Source organism: Paenibacillus sp. FSL F4-0125 (assembly GCF_038008565.1).
GTDB lineage: Bacteria > Bacillota > Bacilli > Paenibacillales > Paenibacillaceae > Paenibacillus_AQ.
In genome coordinates, this window is record NZ_JBBOZJ010000001.1 from 6,421,217 (window position 1) to 6,440,569 (window position 19,353).

A 19,353-nucleotide genomic window follows, 5' to 3' on the forward strand; every position below is an offset into this window, starting at 1 on the left:
GCTGCATGAAGGGGTCAGCCCGTCCTCAAGCCATAGCTTTAGATTTCTTGATCTGTTTGCTTCGCAATTGTCCGCATGCAGCATCAATATCTACACCATGCTCCAGCCGAGTGCTTACACTCACGCCCTGCTTCTTCAAAGTATCAAAAAAGGCCCGCACGGTCTCCCGCTCGCTTCTTTGATATTGGCTGTGCTCATCGACCGGATTATAAGGAATCAAGTTCACATTGACGAGCTGACGCCGATCGCCGATTAGTTCAGTCAGCTCAAGCGCATGCTCCTTGCCGTCATTTACATCCTTCATCAGAATGTACTCCAGCGTAATTCTGCGATTTGTTTTTTCCAAATAATAATCTATGGACTCCATTAGCTTCTCTATTGGAATCGCCTTATTAATCTTCATAATCTTCGTCCGCAGCTCATTATTAGGCGCGTGAAGTGACACTGCCAAGTTTACTTGTGTATTCGCATCGGCAAATTCAACGATCTTGTTAGCAAGCCCACTCGTCGATACAGTAATCCCTCTTCCTGCGATGGCTAGTCCCTTGTGATCCTTGATAATCGATAAGAAATCGAGCAAGTTCTTAAAGTTGTCGAACGGTTCGCCAATCCCCATGACTACAACGTGACTAACCTTTTGTTCGAGATTTGCTGCATCTAAATGCTGTTGAACCTTCATAATCTGCTCTACAATCTCACCGCTGGAAAGATCGCGACTCTTCGCTAACAATCCGCTGGCGCAAAAGCTGCAGCCGATATTACATCCAACCTGCGTAGTGACACATACGGACAAGCCGTATTTCTGTCTCATGAGCACCGTCTCGATCAGGTTGCCATCCTTCAAACGGAACAGGAACTTAATCGTCCCATCCGCAGACTCCTGCTTCACATGTTCCTCCAACGTATGGATCACATAGTGCTGCTCCAATAATTCTACACAATCTTTATTTACATCGAGCATTTCTGAGAATTCTGTAATCCGCTTCCGATAAAGCCAATCCCAGACCTGCGTAGCTCGAAATTTTTTATGTCCTCGTTCTAACAGCCATGCCGCCAGTTGATCAAAAGTTAATCCATAAATGGATTCCATATTCATTCGTTATCCTCTTTTCAAAACATTAAAGTTCAGTCCATCACTACTCATTGTCTCAAATTTTTTTTATTTAAACAAGGGGAGTTATAGCGTAGCGTCGAAGTTTACACCATTAGAAGTCCGTTCTATGAAATTACATCTGAGGAGAGATCGAATCAAATGAGCTCAACCACAATAAAAATCATCGGTTTTACCCTTCTAGCTGCCGTTCTAATCTTTGGCGGTTTTTTACTGTATATTACCATTACCGATTATAAGCCAAAGGAGACTACTCCGCTAACGGTAAACCATAATCAGGAACAATTGATGAAGCAGGGAGAACCTTTTGCGATAACCACCTTTAATATTGGCTATGCTGGACTGGATAAGGATCAGGACTTCTTTATGGATGGCGGCACCAAATCACGTTCAAGCAGCGAGGAACAAACGAAGACAAATTTGGAGGCAATAGCTTCTGTAATGACCACTTCAGGCTCGGATCTATTCATGTTGCAGGAGGTAGACATCGATTCTTCTCGTAGCAACCATATCGATGAGGTCTCCTTGTTATCGAATATTTTCTCTGATTACAGCAACGTATTCGCAACCAACTACAAGGTACCTTGGGTACCGATTCCTGTTCTTGATCCGATGGGCTCAGTGAATAGCGGTTTATTAACCTTATCTAAATTCGGCAGCACAAGTAACGTTAGATATGACCTTCCGGGAAAAGAAAGCTGGCCTCGTCAATTGTTTGAACTTGACCGCGCCTTTATGGAGAGCAGATTCCCCGTCGATAACGGGAAAGAACTGATCCTGATCAATCTTCATTTATCAGCCTTTGACCAAGGCGGAACGATTCGTAAGCAGCAGTTAGAATATCTTTCTACTTATATTCAGAGAGAGAATGATAAAGGCAATTACCTCATCTTAGGCGGGGACTGGAATCATTCTTTACCGGGCACAACCCCTGAGGCCTTTGAGACTACACAAGCTTGGCCAGAATGGCTGCAGCAGTTCCCTGAAGATTTCAAACCGGAGGGCTTTCAGTGGGCTGTCGATGCTAAAATCCCGTCCGTCCGGACACTGGATGTAGCTTATTCAGAAGGTGTGAATTTCCGTGCTGTCATTGATGGCTTTCTAGTCTCTCCGAATATCACAATAAGTGGCGTACAGGGTCATGATCTATCCTTTGAACACAGCGATCATAATCCTGTAACAGCCACTCTTATTCTTCAGTAAGATTACAGCAATGATGTTATTTAAAAATGACGAACTTCATGTTCTTCCCTTTTAGATATTCTATGATAGCGGGCAACGCTTCTACGGTAATCTTCTTTTCGTGAAAAAGATATACGCCACCGGACGGATCAGTATGATGAACAAATTGAAGGACGTCTTCTGGAGTTTTGCGTCTCCAATCCTCAGAATCACGATTCCATAACAATACCTTCATCTGCTGTTCTGTTACTTTGGCTGCTAGCTTATCATTAATCGCACCATATGGCGGCCGAAAAACAGTAATCGACATTTGAGTGATTTGCTCCAATGCCTTATTAGTATTCGCCAAATTATTCTGATTCTGCTTATCTCCATTGTCAGTCATCTTGCTATGATCCCACGAATGACTTCCAATCGACATCTGATGCTCACTCGCATACTTAACCGCTTCCACATTATGAGCGACCTTATTCCCTATAAAAAAAAAGGTGGCTGCCACCTCATGCTCCACTAAGATATCTACGATTTCTTTCGTATACTTTGACGGGCCGTCATCAAATGACAAAGCCACGTAACCCTTTGGCAAACTATATGCATATTTATTCCCGGTTATTTCAATCTCCTCATATTGCTTTATTTGTTCTTGAGGAGGCTCCAAAGGTTCTGGCGTAGTCTCGGAAGGTTCAGAGGTAGGCTTATCTTGCTGACTGGGGGTCGCTTCTGTCTTACCAACACCAACAGGAGGGGTGAACGGTAGAGAGACAATTTGCTCGATCTTCTCAGCCCCGGCACCTAAAGCAGGTCCTTCCAATCCTTCTGCACGGTCCATATCTTGACCACCCATTCGAAGAGACAACAATACAAATACTAAACAAGCGAACAGGATACTCTGCAGTACCAGTCTTCCAATCCGTTTTTTGCTCTTCCTTCTTCTTGGCCTACGGGCTGGAGGTATAGAGGGTTGCGTCGTTTCAACAGCAATCTCTTCATGTACATGGGGATCGTCTACTTCCTTTAATTGAAGAAGCTGTGACACATAATATTCAGAACAAGCAAAATACAGGGTTTCGCTGAAGGTCTGGTTTATAATGACCAGTGTGCTGTAATAACTATTACGAAAGGGATCCCATTTCGGATACAATGACAATCTCATTCTTTCCCCGAAATAGGGAGCCAGCGCGTTTAATTGTTCATATGTAAATTCATCTATGGTTAGCCTGCGTCTGGCATACCCGATATCACGGGTTAAACCTATTTCAATCTGATAACCGGTCTGTTCATGCTCAAGCGACAGCAACTCAATCATTAGAACAGCGCTCGGTTCATTCATTGCCATGAATCTTATGTATCTCCGTTGTCATCATTTCTTCCCGCCAGCGTGCTTCCATTCCCAAAAGGGACGGTCATACGATTAGTAAAATCGCTGATCATACCGGAGAGATAGGCTTTTTCTTGGCGGATCGTATCGTATTTCTGTCTTAAATGCGCGTTCTCAGTTTCAATCCGTCCGAGTTTCTCTTCCAGATCATTCATCTTTTTAAGCTTCTCCGCATGAGCTTCATTATGTTTTTGGATCAGATTTACATACTTCTGATGCTCCAGGTCGATCGTACTCTTTAATTCTTCAATCTCTGCAGTGAGGGTAGTCTGAAGCTCCCGATAATCCTCCAGTACTTGATCGACCTTCAAATTCTTCTCAATCAATTTATGCTCAAGCTCTCGTACGTTCTTCTCTCTTTCCTCAATCACTTTATTGAGGTTCTTCATGTCCCGGTTCAAACGTTCAACATGGCTGCTGGAATGCGTTAACCGATCCTGAAGTTCATTAATATTCGTCTCGGCATGCTGTCTGGCCTGAATAATCTGCTCCACGGAGAAGATCAAATCAAGTGATTTTTTATCAAGCGGAGCTTTTCCCGTAGTAACCACTCCTGCTAAAGTCTCGCCAGCGATCTGGTCCTCTACTTCCTCACCCTGCTCTTCTGATAATTGCACCTTTTGAACCATACCCGGTTTGGACTGCTTATCCACTGAGTCTTTCTTTTTAAAAAAGGGAGAAATCATTGATCTTATCACCTCAATTATAAAAAAATGTCAAAAAATGTCGAGTGCCCACGAGTCTATTATAGTTTACTTGTCTTGTCTGTAAGTGAGCCTTTATATCTAACTTTTTGAATTAGATCAAAAGACCTAAATTTTTGCCAATAACAAGAAAAAAGCACCCTTGCGGGTGCTCTGGTTCAATTAAATTTATCAGGGAATTGTTTAACAATCCCTTCGGTTAGTATATCTCCAAACATAATCATATGCTCCAGCCCTTTATCGAAAGCAACGATTTCGGCATCCCAATCCTTTTTAACCCTAGCTGTCACATCATCTGTAATTAGCTCCAGATGCTCATGAAGCATCTCTTTCAATTGTTCATACGAATATTTGGGATTCTGTGCGCTAAGAAACTTAGCAATATCGTCAGCGTTGTTATACCATTCTTTGTTGTATTTTTCCAAATCTGCCTGATTACCTGCCAGTACAGCGGCAACCACCTTTCCGGCAATCAGGATATGCTCCCGCAATAATTGAGCTAGCTTATCTCCTACCGCCTCGCCGTAATACGGCTTGTACACATTCCCTATCTCCTGCTGATTCTGCAGCAGCCTTGCCAGTACCTTCTCTTTGTCCTCGGAATTTGCAAAGGCGCTAACTATGTAATTTTTCGTCCAAATCACATGGTCACTCCATAATTTCCTAAGGTTATCTTTAAGCTCTATTACGGAGGGTGTAAAGCATTGCTTATGTGAGCTCTTTTTTTCTTTGGCTGCAGCATCGGCAGTTACGGGCATTACACTCACAACAAGAAACATACACAACAAAGCTAGCTTCGCAATCAAAAACTTAGACTTCAATATGACCTATCTCCTTTAAATATCTATTAACTATCTTGTATAGTGTGTACCGATGTTCTTATTTCATTCCTATCTTCTTTTACATAAAAAAAGCACCGTCATTGGACGGCGCCTCTTCTTTATGTTTATCTAAACATCACTTTATCCACATTGTATTTAGACTTCAATTCATTAATGATATACGTTTCATAAATTTCTCTATGAACAGGGCTTTCGATCAAACATACATCAATTCTGGTGACCTCGTCCCGGTGCAGCTTGATATCAGATACGGTATCTTCGAAATGTTTTTTGATTCTTGGTCTTAGCTTTCTCGCTTTACCTACAAACAACAACTCATCTTGGTCATTGTAGAACATAAAGATACCGCCGTAGTCTCTTGGAATCAGGTGAAAATCAGTGAATCCGTAGATGTTGCTTAACTGCGGGTTAATTTGTTTAGTAATACTAACATCCACATTGGGCATAGTTATGTTGATCATTTTAGCTCACGTCCTCTTTCTATATAGGAGTAAATAGTATCATAAGTTAGCCTTTTATTCTATCTTTCACAATGAACCTTGCTCTTTATTCCGCCTTGGCCTGACTACTCATAAGAGCTTGAACTGTCTCTGTTATCCCTTGCTCAAAAGGGGTAGTAGGAATCTGACCCACATAACGCTCGTATTTACTACCACTTAGAACTACAGGTTCTTTAGTTAAGTACAGCATCTCAACGATCTCTTTCATGACTGGAACGAATACACCGAGCAGCGATAATCCAACCTTTCCTAAAGAGATAACGGGTTTCTTCGAGCCGCTTGCTGCTTGCGCTATTCTAACGATATCTCGCCCTGAGATTGTACCTGCCCCTGGAATATTCCAATTCTGACCATAAGCTTCGTCTTTGCTAGCAAGTTCAACAATCATGACAGCGGCATCCGGCAAATACACATATTCACGGGGAACAGTCATATTTCCGATGAACATTGCAGGTTTATCCGCAGCGATGGTCTTCAGGGTTGATCCTAAATAGGAAGCTTCATTAGCTGTAGGTCCATAATAATCCGGTAATCGAACAATAAGCCCCTGTGCTTTACTCCAACGCTGGCTAAAGAACATTCGTTCAAACTCAAGCTTTACTTTACCTTTTTTCGTATGCGGATTCTTCGGATACTCCTCGTCGATTGGCTTGTCATTCTGTCTTCTGCCATAAAGATAAATGCCATCCACCGCAACAACCTTTATCCCTAGCGTATTAGCCGCCCCCATAACCGCTTCTCCCATGGGTAACAATCGCGTGCTCATCTCATGATACGGAACAGATGCACTATGAAAAATAACATCCACATCCTGCGCAGCTGATAATATATCCTTCGCATTAAACACGTCTCCCGCCATTAGCTTAAGACCAGCAGGATTACCCAGCTTTGTCGCAAGCTTCTCCAGTTTTGGAATCGATCGTCCAAAGGCCACCGTTTCTATCCCTCTCTTTAACAACTCAGCTATAATTACCGATCCTGTTCCCCCAGTTGCACCAAGTACAAGCGCTTTTGTTAACATAAATTATTCCTCCCAATATTGTTATTGATTAATCACTAACTAATGATTATAAATGTAAGAGCCGAAGCTCTTATAGGTTACAACGTATCTCATCTCTACTACTCTGTCCGGTGTTTTGGCTTCAACTCCGGCATTCCAAGGGCCATAGAAATATTACATAGCATACCGTTAGCCATAAAGGTACTTACCTCTACTTCAGGCTGCTCGATTCCAGCGGCAACAAACTTCTCGTGTACAAGGTTGGTGATCTCAAGCATTCCCTTTTGCATCGCTTCACGGATAACTTCATCGCGGATTCCTAACCCTTGAACTTGCAAAATAATCTCATTCGGATGCGTCTCCATTAACAACTCGTATACTTTAATGCACTCCTTTAACACTTGATCTGCCGAGACTTCTAATCCTTTAAACGAACGAATAATCCGTTCAAAAGCCCGTTCCAAGGAAGCTACAAACAATTCTTCTTTGTTCTTGAACACTTTGAACACATAGGGTTGAGAAATGCCTACCTTTTCCGCAACCTGCGCAGTTGTAGCTCGGTAGTAGCCATTCTCGGCGAATACAACAACCGCTGCCTCCAAGATTTGTTCTCGGCGGTTTATGGAGGCTGATTCATCTGATTTCTTGCGACCGGAACTAGATTCTGTTGTCATGATAATCTCCTTACGTAACCCAATTCATCAGGTTATTGATCAATCACTCTCTTAATAAGAGTATATGCATATCTCCTACGTAATGCAACCTAGAAAATATATTATTTCGTACCCCAATCATTCTGGATGAAAAATACAATATAAGTTAGTTATAAAATTCTACTGGAAATATTACTAAAAAATATGGCATTATTCAGAACCTTCTCATCAAAGGGTTGTGATTTTCCTCATGAGGGTATTATAAATATTAAGGTAGTGTAGTGTGTTATTAGCATCATGAAAAGAGCAATTAGCATCTAGGAGGATTTGATTCATGTCAGCAACAGACAGGCAAAAAATTGTAGATAGTGTCCCGCAAACCGGTTTTTTTGGACATCCAAAGGGACTGTTCACGCTTTTCTTCACTGAATTTTGGGAACGTTTTTCCTATTATGGCATGAGAGCAATCCTTGTTTACTACATGTATTATGAAGTAAGCAAAGGCGGACTCGGATTTCCAGAGGATATGGCCCTTTCGATTATGTCTATCTACGGATCACTCGTATATATGTCCGGAATTATAGGCGGATGGCTTGCCGATCGGATTTTCGGTACTTCGAAGGCTGTCTTTTACGGTGGCGTTCTAATAATGTTCGGGCATATTTTACTGGCGATACCGGGAAATGCCACGTTATTCTTTGCTTCGATGATTATGATCGTGCTTGGAACCGGACTTCTTAAGCCCAATGTATCAAGTATTGTAGGGGAGATCTATAGCGAACAAGATAACCGCCGCGACGCTGCTTTCAGCATTTTTTATATGGGTATTAACCTTGGCGGATTCCTCTCTCCACTGATTGTAGGCGCTGTGGGTATGAATAATTTCCATCTAGGCTTCTCGATTGCCGCAGTCGGGATGTTTATCGGGTTAGTTGTTTACGTATTGACTCGCACTAAAAACCTAGGTCTGGCGGGTACGATTGTACAAAACCCGATTCCAGCCGAACAAAAGAAAAAATTATTTACTTGGATCGGTATTGGATTAGTTGTACTTGCTGTATTAGTTACGGCCGGCATACTTACTGGAATACTCACCTTTGAGACATTTATTAAGATCGTAGGGGTGTTAGGGCTTCTTATTCCTACAATGTACTTTATTGTGATGTACCGCAGTCCCAAGACAACCGCTGTAGAGCGATCACGGATTCTCGCGTACATCCCTTTGTTTATCGCCTCAATTATGTTCTGGGCCATTCAGGAACAAACTTCAACAGTTCTAGCAAGCTTTGCGGACAAGCGCACCCAATTGGACTTTGCGGGTATACACATTTCTCCGGCTTGGTTCCAGTCGCTTAACCCGCTGTTTATTATCGCCCTTGCACCTGTATTTGCATGGATTTGGTTAAAGCTCGGTAACCGTCAACCAACGATTCCTCAAAAGTTCTCGCTTGGTTTATTGTTTGCCGGTCTGTCTTTCCTGGTCATTCTGGTACCTGCATATTTCGGTGGAACTAATTCACTTGTAAATCCATTATGGCTAGTGCTAAGCTATTTCATCGTCGTCATTGGGGAGCTATGCTTGTCACCCGTTGGCCTCTCGGCAACGACCAAACTGGCACCCGCTGCTTTTACTGCTCAGATGATGAGCATGTGGTTCTTGTCCAATGCTGCTGCGCAAGCTATTAATGCTCAGATTGTGAAGTTCTATACTCCGGATACCGAAATGCTGTACTTTGGAGTTATTGGTGGAGTTGCCATTGTGCTCGCGGTAATTCTCTTCCTGTTCTCTTCTAAGATTCAGAATTTCATGAAGGGGATAAGATAAACATATAAGGCTGCCGAGATACTCTCGGCAGCCTTTTTTTGAATCAATAGTCAGGTCTACACCAGAAATATAGCAACAATCGTTGTAACTATCAGCCCAATCAGTACTGGTTTAACGTTACGTCTGGCAAGCTCAAATGGACTTACGCCACAGATGGCGGCGGCTGGAATCAATGCCCATGGGATTAACGTCCCTCCACCAACCCAAATGGCAGATACTTGACCGAGGGCAGTTAAAGTAGCTGCGTCGGAGTGTGTAGCAACAGCGAATAATTTTCCGATGGACCCCGCCAGTGAAATTCCCGAGAACCCTGAACCATCAAGACCCGTAATGGCTCCTGTTATGGTGGCGGTCACAGCACCTACAGCACCATTTAGAGGAACATTATGCGCCAGAGCAACTCCTAGATCATTTACAATCCCCTGTGATGCAGCAGGTAAAACTTTGCCGAACAATTCAGCAAAGGCCGAATCCCCCAGATAGAAGAATGCAGCAATCGGAATCACCGGACCGAATACTTTGAAACCGAACGTAAGCCCATCGATCAAATATGAGGTGACTTGCTCCAGTCCTTTATTACGATGTGCAAGCAATGTTACTACGACCAAGATGAACACAGCAGTCCCACCCACTAAGGCAGTTGCGTCTCCACCCTGTAAATCCAGCAGAAACATACCTGCTACATCAGCTAAAAATAGAAGAGGAATAACGATAGCCAGCCATTTCTTCAGTGTGGGAGAAATCACCGTTTGACCTTCTACCTTATCATTCTCAGCAGCTAGCGCACTCGCGGCATTTTTCCCGGATATCAGTCCGTCTCGCCAAGTACCATTCTTCTGATCTCTTCGCATCATCCAATAAGCTGTTACCGTAGTGACTACACCCATCACTATGACAAGTGGGATACTTGCTTCCATGACACTGCTTACCGGAAGTCCTGCCGCATCTGCCGTTAATTTGGGTGCACCTTGAATGATATAGTCTCCCGATAGCGCAATCCCGTGACCGAATAAGTTCATCGCCATCGCTGCTCCGAGTGCAGGCAGTCCTACACGAATCGCTACGGGCAGCAGCACAACCCCAATCAAAGCCACAGCTGGCGAAGGCCAGAAGAACCAAGATGTCACCATCATAATGAGGCCAATTCCCCAAAAGGCTATAAACGGTGTACGTAAAAACCGGGTAAGCGGCGCTACCATCGTCTCGTTAATTCCGGTTTGGGTTAATACTCGGCTCATGGCTACAATGATGGAAATAATCATAATCGTACCCATGAGCTCCTTGGTTGCATATACAAAAGAATTGAATACGCCTGTGACCGAACCACTAATCGTTTCTGTTGCGAGCCAGCCAAGTACAAAGATGCCTGCAATACAGATCATCGTTGTATCCCGCCGCCTAATCAGAAGTGCCATAATGAACACGATGAATGCCAGATATACATAATGTAGCGCTGTTAATTGGATGCCCATCTCTGAACCACACCCTTCTCCTGCTTACAAGTGCTATATGTTATGCAGGGAAGTAGGCTAATGTTCGGTAGAGATGGACGCTTAAAAAAGCCGCCCCACGTGTAGAGAGAATCTACGCATGAGACGGCTTTCTTAGTATTGCTTATTTAGAAATTTATTATTTAGCCACGACTCCGCCATCAACTGGCAGCTCAACGCCTGTAATGTATGAAGCTTCATCAGAAGCCAAGAACAATACAGCTTCAGCTACTTCAGAAGCACGTCCAACGCGTGGCAATGCAGTCTGGGACATAAAGAAGCTATGCATTTTTTCGTTATTTACAAATTCAGCACTCATTGGGGTTTCGATAAATCCAGGGTGAACAGAGTTCACGCGAATGTTGTCTTTACCAAAATCTACAGCCGCTGCTTTACTCAGCATACGAACGGCACCTTTTGAAGCTGTATAAGCGCCGGCACCGCTGCTGCCAGTCAAACCTGCGATGGAGGAGATATTGACGATCGAACCACCTTTATTGTTCTTCATTTGAGGAACAACATGTTTCAAGCCAAGAAATACACTGCTCACGTTAATGTTCATTACTTTGTTCCATTGATCAACAGTGGATTCAAGCAATTGAACTGGGAACGAGATCCCTGCGTTATTTACTAGGATATCGATTTTCCCAAATTTGCTAATCACATCTTCTACAACTTTGATCCAGTCTTCTTCAGAAGCTACATTATGTGCATAAGCTGCTGCTTGTCCACCATCGGCTTCGATTTCTTTTACAACTGCTTGTACAGCAGCTTCGTTAATATCAGTTGCTACAACTGTAGCACCTTCTTTGGACAATAAAAGGGCTTCTTCACGACCCATGCCACTGCCTGCACCTGTAATAATTGCTACTTTATTAATTAGACGATTCATAATTAAGTCTCCTCTATAATCGTATTGTGATATAATAATTCGAGTGATGATAGTCACACTATCACTGTGATATTTATCATATCATTTTTACGAAATAACTACAACCTCTCCTTGCTTAATCCAATAAACGGTGGATATAATACTAATAATTAAAAAACCTAATCAAAAATGGAAGGGTCTATCCCTCATGAATCCTAAAGCACGCTATGAAAAAGAACGATCCGACGGTAAACAGCAGCGATTATGTACAATTCTTGAATCCGCAGAACGAATATTTTCGCAAAAAGGAATCGAAAAGTCGACGATGCAAGATGTCGCAACTGAAGCGAATATCGGTATTGCGACTCTCTTTCGATATTTTCCTAGAAAAGAAAAACTCATCGTGGCTGTGGCCACCCGAATGCTCGAGCCGATGCTCGATTATTTTAAGTACGTAGCTGACTTGCCACTTAACTGTCTTGAAAAGATCGAGATGTTGTTTGATTTCTTTATTCAGGATCAAAATCATTTAAGCATTATCTTTATGGTCAATTTTGAAAGCTACGCCTCTCACTTAAATGAGCCTGTTGAGGATGTTCTTGATTTCAATGCATTGAACCGCAAGATTTGGCATGAGTACTCCAGAATCATTCAAAACGGGGTAGAAGACGGTTCTATTCGAGCTGATCTCCCCGTGAAAGAGACCTTAATCACGCTGATGAACAGCTTTGCTCTCTTTTCCAGAAAGCTGACGATGAAGAAGAACATCCTCCTGTTGGAATCGGATTTAGACTCCGACAAGCAGCTTGAGCTTCTTAAACAAATCTTTCTGGATCATTTAAAAGCCTAAAAAGCGCCAGTTTCCTTATGAGGGAAACTTGGCGCTTTTTAAGTTGAATCGTTCGCAATACCTCACCAGTTCTTCGAAAGGAAGCGTATATAAAACGAGATGATTCACGATGGACTTCGATGCACCCGGCAAAGAAGCGAATTTAGAGAATAAGCGATCCAGATCCGCTTGATCCGAAGGTGCCCAGAACTGAATCTGCAGCACATCAGGATTATTTTCTTTGATCAGGTGGTTGAGCGCCCTTAACCCCTTGATAAACAAGGTGGTTGCTCTATATTCTTGCTGGATAAAGGCCACTTCAATCTGACAAATATGCTTATCTTCATAATCAGCAGCCCCTGTTCCATAAACAAAACCAACAGCGGCAGCGATTTCATAAGAATCTTCATCAATAATGACCATAGCCTTACCCAATACAAGCGGACTACTTATAAAACTAAGCTTCATAGCAAATGAATAAGGCAGGTTTAGTTCATCATGGTGCCTAATCAGAAACGTAATATACGTTTCATAATCCATTTCAAGATTACAGGTACGAAATAGAAAGGGCATAATTACGCTCCAGCTCTTACTACATCATTAACTGCGACGATTTTGACAATTTTACCGCCACTTTTTTCAATTCCAGTTTTTGGAGGGATCATTGTATAAACCTCCTTTCTTACAAATAATGTGATTATTTTCCTAGTATACCCTTCCGAATTGTGCTAGTAAAGCTCTAATTGATGAGATTTCGGTGCTGTAAATATTCTCTTTGCCGAGTTCTCCTTCACGCGTGTAGCTTAGCTTTGCGAATTTAGAATACAACTTTTGCAAGTAGGCATTATCGTTGAGAGCCGCGAAGCGAAACTCCTCAGTTTCTGGATGATCCTGAATAATTTGCTCAATCAAACCGTTAAAGCCTCGAATAAAGACTCGAGTGTTGCGATGAGCTCTATCGAGAATAACATTATCCACATAGGCCACATGCTTATCCTCGAAATGAAGATCAGGTGTACCCTGATAATAGGCAGCAATAGCAATAACTTGTCCGTTTATATCCATTATATTAAGAATTTGTCCCTCAGATAGGTAAGAATAGATCAATGCAATCATATCAACTGTCGTAAATCCGGGATGCAAATCACGCCTGTTGTTCAGAATAAAAAGACTTGCCTTGGCGTAATCCGCATCATTCTCACAGCGTTTAGTAACTATAGACACTTGCATCCCTCATCCCCTCATATTCGATTTACTAGCGTCTGTTCAACCGTTTCTAGAATATGCGGGTACCTCGTGGTCAATTCCAAGAAGGCCTCTCTGCGTAAGGATAGTAAAAGCGAGGGCTCTAAGGCCTGTACACTCGCTGTTCGCAGAACGTCTGCTAATAAAGCAATTTCGCCAAAATGATCTCCATCCTCCAAAACGGCTACTCGATGATTCTCTGCACCCGAGATTTGCTTCAAGATCTCAAATCTACCACGAATGATAATATAGAACTTATCTCCATGATCTCCTTCTTGTACGATGGTATCCCCTTCTTTGCAGGTCTCACTGGAGAAAAGCTTCGCGATACTTTCCAGTTCAGAAAACTCAACTCCCGCAAAGAATGGAAACTTAGCCAAACGATTGACATCAATCGTTGCATGAAGCCCATCTGGTGATAGCCTAAACCCATGCTGCTTCTCCCACATTTCAAGATAAAGGCCCTCTCGTTGCATAAGCTCTTGGTGTGTACCTGTATCTAGGATCTTACCGTCCTTAAAGACGAAAATAACATCTGCATCAACAATCGACGATAATCTGTGGGTCACAGATATAATAGTTTTCTGCTTTCTGAGCTGCTCAATGGACTGATTGATATCCGCTTCAGTCGAAGGATCTAAGGCTGAGGTGATCTCATCGAGCAGCAGAATCTTTGGATTTCTTAATAAAGCTCGTGTTATCGAGATGCGCTGACGTTGACCTCCCGATAAGGAGGAGCCTTCGCTATGTATGAGCGTATCGTAGCCTTCCGGCCAGCTAACAATGGTCTCGTGAATTCTTGCCAACTGAGCGGCTTCAAACAACTCTTCTTCTGTAGCCTCACGATTATCCAGTAAAAGATTATCTCGTACGCTTGCCTCAAATAAATATGTATTCTGTGAAACAATACCCACTTGTTCTCTTAGAGAGGCTTCGCTTACCAGACGCAAATCGGTGTGATCAATCGTCACATAGCCACTCTTCGGATCATAAAAACGAGATAACAGCTGTAAGGCCGTACTCTTACCCGATCCACTTGGTCCTACGAAGGCGGCAAAGCTCCCAGCTGTAATACTCAAGGTTATCTCTGTTAACTGATTTGTCTCTTCGGTATACCCGAAGGTCACCTTGTTCATCTGGATCTCTTGTTCAAAGGGGCCGAGGGCTATCGGTGAAGCGGCCTCCGGAACATCCGGCTGATAATCAAACAATTCGCTAATCCGTTTGATGCTTATACTGGATTCTATAATATCCGGAATGATAAATGATAGATTCGCACCTGACTGCCCGACACTCATAAACAGAGTAAAGAAAGCAATGAAACCACCCACGCTCATCTCACCTTGAAAGATCAGATAGCCTCCAAAGCCAATCATAGTCCCGTTTAAGATCAACAAAGCTGTCAAAGGCAGTCTTTCCATTAAAGAACCCGTAACATCCACTTTTAATCCAAACGTAAATAATTGACTGATCTGCTTCTCGGCACGTTGACGAAACCGATTCTGTTGATGAAGCGCTCTTATCGTCTGATGCCCTTTCACGGCTTCATCCATTGTGTTCGCAAATTGCTCCTGTGCTTCTTTATAACGAGTATTTGCCGCTTCCGCACGCCCTTGCAAAAGTTTGGGGCCGACAAACATTAAGACTGAGCCGAGCAGCATTGCAAAAGCAAGCTTCCATTGGATGGAGAATAGTACGATTAGACCGAGCAGTGTGCTGAGACCTTCTTTGAGGCTATAGGGGACAGAGCTGTAAATGATTTTTTCAATAGAGGACATATCGGATGAGAATCGAGTGACTAGATCGCCTACCCGATAACGTTGAAAGAAAGGAAAGGTTTGTTTCTGAATATGGTTGAATAGTTGACTACGAAGTCTCTGCACCACTCGCCCACTTAGCTTGGAAAGCGCATAATCGCCTCCCAATCCTGCAGCAATACTAAGCGAGCCCCCCATCACCAAAATACCTAATATGATAAAAAAAACTTGAACATCTCTAGGTGTGAAAGCTAAGTCGACCAAATATTGTAGACTAAGCGGTGCAGCTACTGCATAGGCAACTTCAATGAATAAGCCGAGTAAAAAAACTGTAGATAAAGTCTTGTATGAGCTGAAATACCGCCAAATTGTACGCACAAACTGCAATCCTACCCCCGCCTTTCAGTAGGTCTAGATTACAATAGATGGTACATACTGTAAACGAATTTCGACTTAAAATTCAAATTATGCTAGTGAAAAGGACAGATAGCCGCAGGTGATCGTTGATAAAGGAAACGCGGGCTGTAATCATATTCTTTTAACGTACGATCATGCCAAATGGGTGTAGACGACGGAGACATAGGGGGAATCAGCCATGACCAGCGGCCAGAAACCTGACGCCCCTGTCCCTGTTCTTGCTCCTGAAATCGCACAAATTGATCAGCCGCTGTATGGTGATCCACGATGCTGACCCCCGCCTGCTTAAAGGAATGGAGCACTGCACGGTTCAGTTCAAGAAGCGCCCGATCCTTCCAAAGCGTAGTGTTACTGGAGCGGTCAAGTCCCATCAGATCAGCTACAGCCGGCAAAGTGTTATATCTTCCAGTATCCCCCAAGTTACGTGAGCCAATTTCGGTCTCCATGTACCAGCCGTTAAAAGGAGCCGCGGGGTATAGAATTCCGCCAATCTCCAACTGCATGTCTGAAATGATCGGCACCGAATACCAGCGAAGCTGAAGCTCTGCAAAACGTTCAATTTCGGGATGAGTTAACGGCACCTCCTGAATGAGGTGTTGAGGAATAGGAAATACATGGGGATGCCCATTGCCTATGCTGATCACTAGCGGCAATACATCATAATTGCCCCTTGTTCCCTGCCAGCCTAGTTGTTGGCATACTTTCGTAAATTCATCCGATGCCGGATCACCAGCGCGTTCATGTTCAGCATCACCAGGATATCCCGCGTAACGAATCAATTGATGGTTCCAAATCCGGATTCTCTGATCAGGAGCTTCCTCGCTGCGGAAGACCGTGATAAGTGGACGAATACGTCCTCCATTATTAGCCTTTTCAAGATGTCGCAGCAAAGCTTCAGCAACATCCTCCTCGGTCTCTGCCAGACGTTCATCCATCAGCTCAATGGATTGCCAAAAGAGGCGGCCAATGCAGCGGCTATTATTTCGCCAAGCCATTCTTGCCCCATGAGCCAGCTCTTCCGTTGTATGTGTGTAACTCCCGGATTGATTAATTTCTTCTCGTACGGCTTGGATGCGTTGATCCATCTCAGCTTCAGTCTTATCAAGTTCAGCGTAACATTGTCGAATGAAAGCCTCCGCCTGCCGGGTTAACTCTTCAATGTCCTTACCATTCATATCGTTTGTCTCCCATCCAAGCTCTTGCTAGAACCTTCAATCCAGTATACCATCCTCAATCCTAAGCTACATCCTTAAGGAAACAGTACACGAGCGTGCATGAGAACAACCCGTGAAGCTTAGTCGCTTCACGGGTTGCAGCAGGAACATCTAGCGTTCTGAACGTTTCCCTTGCGTCTTCAATGCAGCAAGTCTGCTCTTATCCTCGGCCAGCAGTTCTTCAGCCAACTCCACACCTTGTGGGCCTAACGCGGCCTGGGCTTGCTCTACCGCCTGTTCGGTATGCGCCAAACGGTTCTCAGCCTGTGCCAAAGTCTGTTCTGTTGGATGACTAAGCGCCTGAGAGACAGAGAAATGAAGCTTGCCTAAAGCATTTTTGGCTTGAGTTACATTGTCGTTCGCTTGCAGACTGGAATCGGGTTGTTTCATAAATGAAATTCGCTCCCTTCTGAAATGCGCCTGTTCCCTTCTAGCATGGTTTAGGATAAGTAACTTTATGCATTACACCTTATTGGATGATGGATTGCATGAAAGTAGTCATTTCTTTGCTGGCCTTATTTAAGCGTTCAATCACCCCGCTGAATTCAGTGACCAGTTCTGCTTGTGCGTGTGAAGAGGCGGAGATCGATTCAATTTCCAGCTCCATCTGTTTAATGGACTTTTGAACATCACTGAGTGATTTTTCAATATTATGGGTTGCTTCTTTGGTATTTACGGATAGTTTTCGTACTTCCTTAGCCACAACGCCAAAGCCCGCCCCCTGCTCTCCTACACGCGCAGCTTCAATGGCAGCATTTAGTCCTAGCAGGTTCGTCTGCTCAGAAATCTCACGAATGAAGCTGGTAACCTTATTCACTTCTTGAGACTCTGTTACCGCTCTACGTGTATTATCTAATATTTGCTGCGAGGTGGCCGATAATTCTTGAGATTGTGCGGCTACGCTCTGAACCATATCCATTAGGTGATTGCTTATCCCATTAATCTCATCTGTAAATACCTCAAGCTTATTCTCGTTCTCCAGCGTGTAGGCAATTGCGAACACGCCGACTACCTCGTTGTCTGTTCCATATATAGGCACACATGTTGAAATCACAGGAGATCCATAAATTTCAGCTGGAATCCGGTTAAAGCTAACCTCACCTTTTAACCCATTTGAAAGCGTTAGATCTTCAGGTGGAATAGGACTTCCTTTGACCAGTCCAAAATCAATGGCATTGCTCGGAGAATAATACTGGAAGATTTCCCTGTCCGTTATACCGATCATAATATCTTGCGAGTGAATCTTTTTGAAATAAGGTGCTGCGAGGACTAAGGCATCGATAATACTCATCTGTTCATCTCCCATTAAGTAAATGTATATGTAAGTTTATCGACACAATGAGTGACATAATGAATATTGTCATATTAAAGTAACAATCCTATCGTAGGATGGATTCATGAACACTAAACCTATTAGCAGACGTCAATTTTTAAAGAAAAGTGCTCAAATCTCGCTGGGGTTACTTGGAACAGCCAGTGTATCCGGCATTTATTCACACTGGGTTGAGCCGTACTGGCTTGAAGTAAAATCTATAGATATAACACTTCCTTTACTCCCTCCTACATTCGAAAGATTTCGTATCGTTCATTTCAGTGATTTACACTTAGGCGTATACTCGAGGCCAGAAGCTTTAACAGAGTTAGTACAGCAAATTCAACAGGTAAGTCCAGATCTGATCTGCTTCACAGGGGATCTGCTAGATCATTCTGTCGATTATATTTCTGAGGCTGTAGACATATGTTCACAGTTGCGGGCACCCTTTGGGCAATATGCAGTGTTAGGTAACCACGATGCTTTTGGCACTCGGAGAGCTGTAACGAAAGGATTAGCGCAAGCTGGCTTTCATGTACTTCATAATGAACATGCTGTCTTAAAAAAAGATGAAAAAGAGCTCTATCTTGCTGGGGTGGATGATCCGTGGGTTGGCAAAGCAGATATCCATCAGGCGCTGCTCCATATCCCCGACAAGACATGTACCCTGCTCCTTGCCCACGAGCCTGATTTTGCCGATGAATATAGTGATCTTCCCATAGACCTGCAATTATCCGGCCATAGTCACGGAGGGCAAGTACGCCTCCCACTCGTTGGCGCTTTGTATACCCCGCCTCACGGCAGTAAATATTCAAGTGGATTATACCAGCTTCCGAACAGCCGACTTCAGGTCTACACGACACGTGGGATTGGAGTAACTCGTATGCCCATACGTTTTAATTGTCGTCCCGAGCTTACCGTAATTACTTTGAGATCACCTATTGATTCATAAATTCAATAATGGTTAAAGAAAATAGACCTGGAAGTTAAAAAATCGTTAGAATCTCTGTGATTTTTCGTATT

Annotated in this window: 19 protein-coding genes; 4 read left to right on the forward strand and 15 right to left on the reverse strand. The window is 43.3% G+C overall.

The window, feature by feature from the left end; translation table 11 throughout:
* Positions 1-25: 25 nt before the first annotated feature.
* On the reverse strand, positions 26-1,096 hold the full coding sequence (gene rlmN / locus NST74_RS28605) for a 23S rRNA (adenine(2503)-C(2))-methyltransferase RlmN (protein ID WP_042131555.1): 1,071 nt from the start codon (positions 1,094-1,096) through the stop codon (positions 26-28).
* 156 nt (positions 1,097-1,252) lie between these two features.
* Between rlmN and NST74_RS28610 the strand changes: the two genes are divergently transcribed.
* Positions 1,253-2,314, forward strand: a complete 1,062-nt coding sequence (locus NST74_RS28610; protein ID WP_341115626.1) for an endonuclease/exonuclease/phosphatase family protein — start codon at positions 1,253-1,255, stop codon at positions 2,312-2,314.
* A gap of 16 nt (positions 2,315-2,330) precedes the next feature.
* On the opposite strand, the gene NST74_RS28615 is transcribed toward NST74_RS28610, so the two are convergent.
* From NST74_RS28615 to NST74_RS28640, 6 genes are all read right to left on the reverse strand, one after another.
* Positions 2,331-3,629, reverse strand: a complete 1,299-nt coding sequence (locus NST74_RS28615) for a polysaccharide deacetylase family protein (RefSeq protein WP_341115627.1) — start codon at positions 3,627-3,629, stop codon at positions 2,331-2,333.
* Positions 3,630-3,634: 5 nt separating this feature from the next.
* Positions 3,635-4,357: a hypothetical protein gene (locus tag NST74_RS28620; RefSeq protein WP_042131557.1), complete on the reverse strand. Its 723-nt coding sequence runs from the start codon at positions 4,355-4,357 to the stop codon at positions 3,635-3,637.
* A gap of 176 nt (positions 4,358-4,533) precedes the next feature.
* The gene (locus tag NST74_RS28625) at positions 4,534-5,196 is read right to left on the reverse strand and encodes a glycosyltransferase (RefSeq protein WP_341115628.1); all 663 of its coding nucleotides are present in this window, start codon (positions 5,194-5,196) and stop codon (positions 4,534-4,536) included.
* 125 nt (positions 5,197-5,321) lie between these two features.
* Positions 5,322-5,678, reverse strand: coding sequence for a nucleotide excision repair endonuclease (locus NST74_RS28630; RefSeq protein ID WP_341115629.1), 357 nt, complete (start codon positions 5,676-5,678; stop codon positions 5,322-5,324).
* 85 nt (positions 5,679-5,763) lie between these two features.
* Positions 5,764-6,738 (reverse strand): NAD-dependent epimerase/dehydratase family protein, encoded by a 975-nt coding sequence (locus tag NST74_RS28635; RefSeq protein WP_341115630.1) that lies wholly within the window; start codon positions 6,736-6,738, stop codon positions 5,764-5,766.
* A 98-nt stretch (positions 6,739-6,836) separates the two neighbouring features.
* Complete coding sequence (locus NST74_RS28640; RefSeq protein ID WP_341115631.1) at positions 6,837-7,391, reverse strand: TetR/AcrR family transcriptional regulator; 555 nt, start codon at positions 7,389-7,391, stop codon at positions 6,837-6,839.
* A 313-nt stretch (positions 7,392-7,704) separates the two neighbouring features.
* Between NST74_RS28640 and NST74_RS28645 the strand changes: the two genes are divergently transcribed.
* Positions 7,705-9,195, forward strand: a complete 1,491-nt coding sequence (locus NST74_RS28645; RefSeq protein WP_341115632.1) for a peptide MFS transporter — start codon at positions 7,705-7,707, stop codon at positions 9,193-9,195.
* A gap of 56 nt (positions 9,196-9,251) precedes the next feature.
* Here the strand turns inward: NST74_RS28645 and NST74_RS28650 are convergent, their stop codons facing one another.
* On the reverse strand, positions 9,252-10,667 hold the full coding sequence (locus NST74_RS28650; protein ID WP_341115633.1) for a hypothetical protein: 1,416 nt from the start codon (positions 10,665-10,667) through the stop codon (positions 9,252-9,254).
* Between the two features lie 157 nt (positions 10,668-10,824).
* The gene (locus NST74_RS28655; RefSeq protein WP_341115634.1) at positions 10,825-11,577 is read right to left on the reverse strand and encodes an SDR family NAD(P)-dependent oxidoreductase; all 753 of its coding nucleotides are present in this window, start codon (positions 11,575-11,577) and stop codon (positions 10,825-10,827) included.
* 187 nt (positions 11,578-11,764) lie between these two features.
* Here NST74_RS28655 and NST74_RS28660 point away from each other — a divergent pair, with 187 nt between their 5' ends.
* Positions 11,765-12,406 carry a TetR/AcrR family transcriptional regulator gene (locus NST74_RS28660; RefSeq protein WP_339288550.1) on the forward strand — a complete coding sequence of 214 codons (642 nt, stop codon included), beginning with the start codon at positions 11,765-11,767 and terminating at the stop codon, positions 12,404-12,406.
* A 15-nt stretch (positions 12,407-12,421) separates the two neighbouring features.
* Here NST74_RS28660 and NST74_RS28665 read toward each other — a convergent pair whose 3' ends face one another.
* From NST74_RS28665 to NST74_RS28690, 6 genes are all read right to left on the reverse strand, one after another.
* Positions 12,422-12,958, reverse strand: a complete 537-nt coding sequence (locus tag NST74_RS28665) for a hypothetical protein (protein WP_341115635.1) — start codon at positions 12,956-12,958, stop codon at positions 12,422-12,424.
* Between the two features lie 132 nt (positions 12,959-13,090).
* Entirely contained in the window at positions 13,091-13,615 is a 525-nt protein-coding gene (locus NST74_RS28670; RefSeq protein ID WP_339288553.1) for a hypothetical protein, read from the reverse strand.
* A gap of 11 nt (positions 13,616-13,626) precedes the next feature.
* On the reverse strand, positions 13,627-15,765 hold the full coding sequence (locus tag NST74_RS28675) for an ABC transporter transmembrane domain-containing protein (RefSeq protein ID WP_341115636.1): 2,139 nt from the start codon (positions 15,763-15,765) through the stop codon (positions 13,627-13,629).
* A 92-nt stretch (positions 15,766-15,857) separates the two neighbouring features.
* The gene (locus tag NST74_RS28680) at positions 15,858-16,979 is read right to left on the reverse strand and encodes a nitric oxide synthase oxygenase (RefSeq protein WP_341115637.1); all 1,122 of its coding nucleotides are present in this window, start codon (positions 16,977-16,979) and stop codon (positions 15,858-15,860) included.
* Between the two features lie 150 nt (positions 16,980-17,129).
* Positions 17,130-17,408, reverse strand: coding sequence for a hypothetical protein (locus NST74_RS28685; RefSeq protein WP_341115638.1), 279 nt, complete (start codon positions 17,406-17,408; stop codon positions 17,130-17,132).
* Between the two features lie 79 nt (positions 17,409-17,487).
* Complete coding sequence (locus tag NST74_RS28690; protein ID WP_341115639.1) at positions 17,488-18,309, reverse strand: methyl-accepting chemotaxis protein; 822 nt, start codon at positions 18,307-18,309, stop codon at positions 17,488-17,490.
* 106 nt (positions 18,310-18,415) lie between these two features.
* On the opposite strand from NST74_RS28690, the gene NST74_RS28695 reads away from it, so the two are divergent.
* Positions 18,416-19,282, forward strand: a complete 867-nt coding sequence (locus tag NST74_RS28695) for a metallophosphoesterase (protein ID WP_341115640.1) — start codon at positions 18,416-18,418, stop codon at positions 19,280-19,282.
* The last annotated feature ends 71 nt before the right edge of the window (positions 19,283-19,353 follow it).

Bases quoted from the DNA above. Each gene is read 5' to 3' on its own strand.
- NST74_RS28670 (WP_339288553.1), bottom strand. From the start codon at position 13,615: ATGCAAGTGTCTATAGTTACTAAACGCTGTGAGAATGATGCGGATTAC.
- NST74_RS28690 (WP_341115639.1), bottom strand. From the start codon at position 18,309: ATGAGTATTATCGATGCCTTAGTCCTCGCAGCACCTTATTTCAAAAAG.
- NST74_RS28645 (WP_341115632.1), top strand. From the start codon at position 7,705: ATGTCAGCAACAGACAGGCAAAAAATTGTAGATAGTGTCCCGCAAACC.
- NST74_RS28660 (WP_339288550.1), top strand. From the start codon at position 11,765: ATGAATCCTAAAGCACGCTATGAAAAAGAACGATCCGACGGTAAACAG.
- NST74_RS28680 (WP_341115637.1), bottom strand. From the start codon at position 16,979: ATGAATGGTAAGGACATTGAAGAGTTAACCCGGCAGGCGGAGGCTTTC.
- NST74_RS28615 (WP_341115627.1), bottom strand. From the start codon at position 3,629: ATGGCAATGAATGAACCGAGCGCTGTTCTAATGATTGAGTTGCTGTCG.
- NST74_RS28630 (WP_341115629.1), bottom strand. From the start codon at position 5,678: ATGATCAACATAACTATGCCCAATGTGGATGTTAGTATTACTAAACAA.
- NST74_RS28650 (WP_341115633.1), bottom strand. From the start codon at position 10,667: ATGGGCATCCAATTAACAGCGCTACATTATGTATATCTGGCATTCATC.
- rlmN (WP_042131555.1), bottom strand. From the start codon at position 1,096: ATGAATATGGAATCCATTTATGGATTAACTTTTGATCAACTGGCGGCA.
- NST74_RS28635 (WP_341115630.1), bottom strand. From the start codon at position 6,738: ATGTTAACAAAAGCGCTTGTACTTGGTGCAACTGGGGGAACAGGATCG.
- NST74_RS28610 (WP_341115626.1), top strand. From the start codon at position 1,253: ATGAGCTCAACCACAATAAAAATCATCGGTTTTACCCTTCTAGCTGCC.
- NST74_RS28665 (WP_341115635.1), bottom strand. From the start codon at position 12,958: ATGCCCTTTCTATTTCGTACCTGTAATCTTGAAATGGATTATGAAACG.
- NST74_RS28620 (WP_042131557.1), bottom strand. From the start codon at position 4,357: ATGATTTCTCCCTTTTTTAAAAAGAAAGACTCAGTGGATAAGCAGTCC.
- NST74_RS28655 (WP_341115634.1), bottom strand. From the start codon at position 11,577: ATGAATCGTCTAATTAATAAAGTAGCAATTATTACAGGTGCAGGCAGT.
- NST74_RS28685 (WP_341115638.1), bottom strand. From the start codon at position 17,408: ATGAAACAACCCGATTCCAGTCTGCAAGCGAACGACAATGTAACTCAA.
- NST74_RS28640 (WP_341115631.1), bottom strand. From the start codon at position 7,391: ATGACAACAGAATCTAGTTCCGGTCGCAAGAAATCAGATGAATCAGCC.
- NST74_RS28695 (WP_341115640.1), top strand. From the start codon at position 18,416: ATGAACACTAAACCTATTAGCAGACGTCAATTTTTAAAGAAAAGTGCT.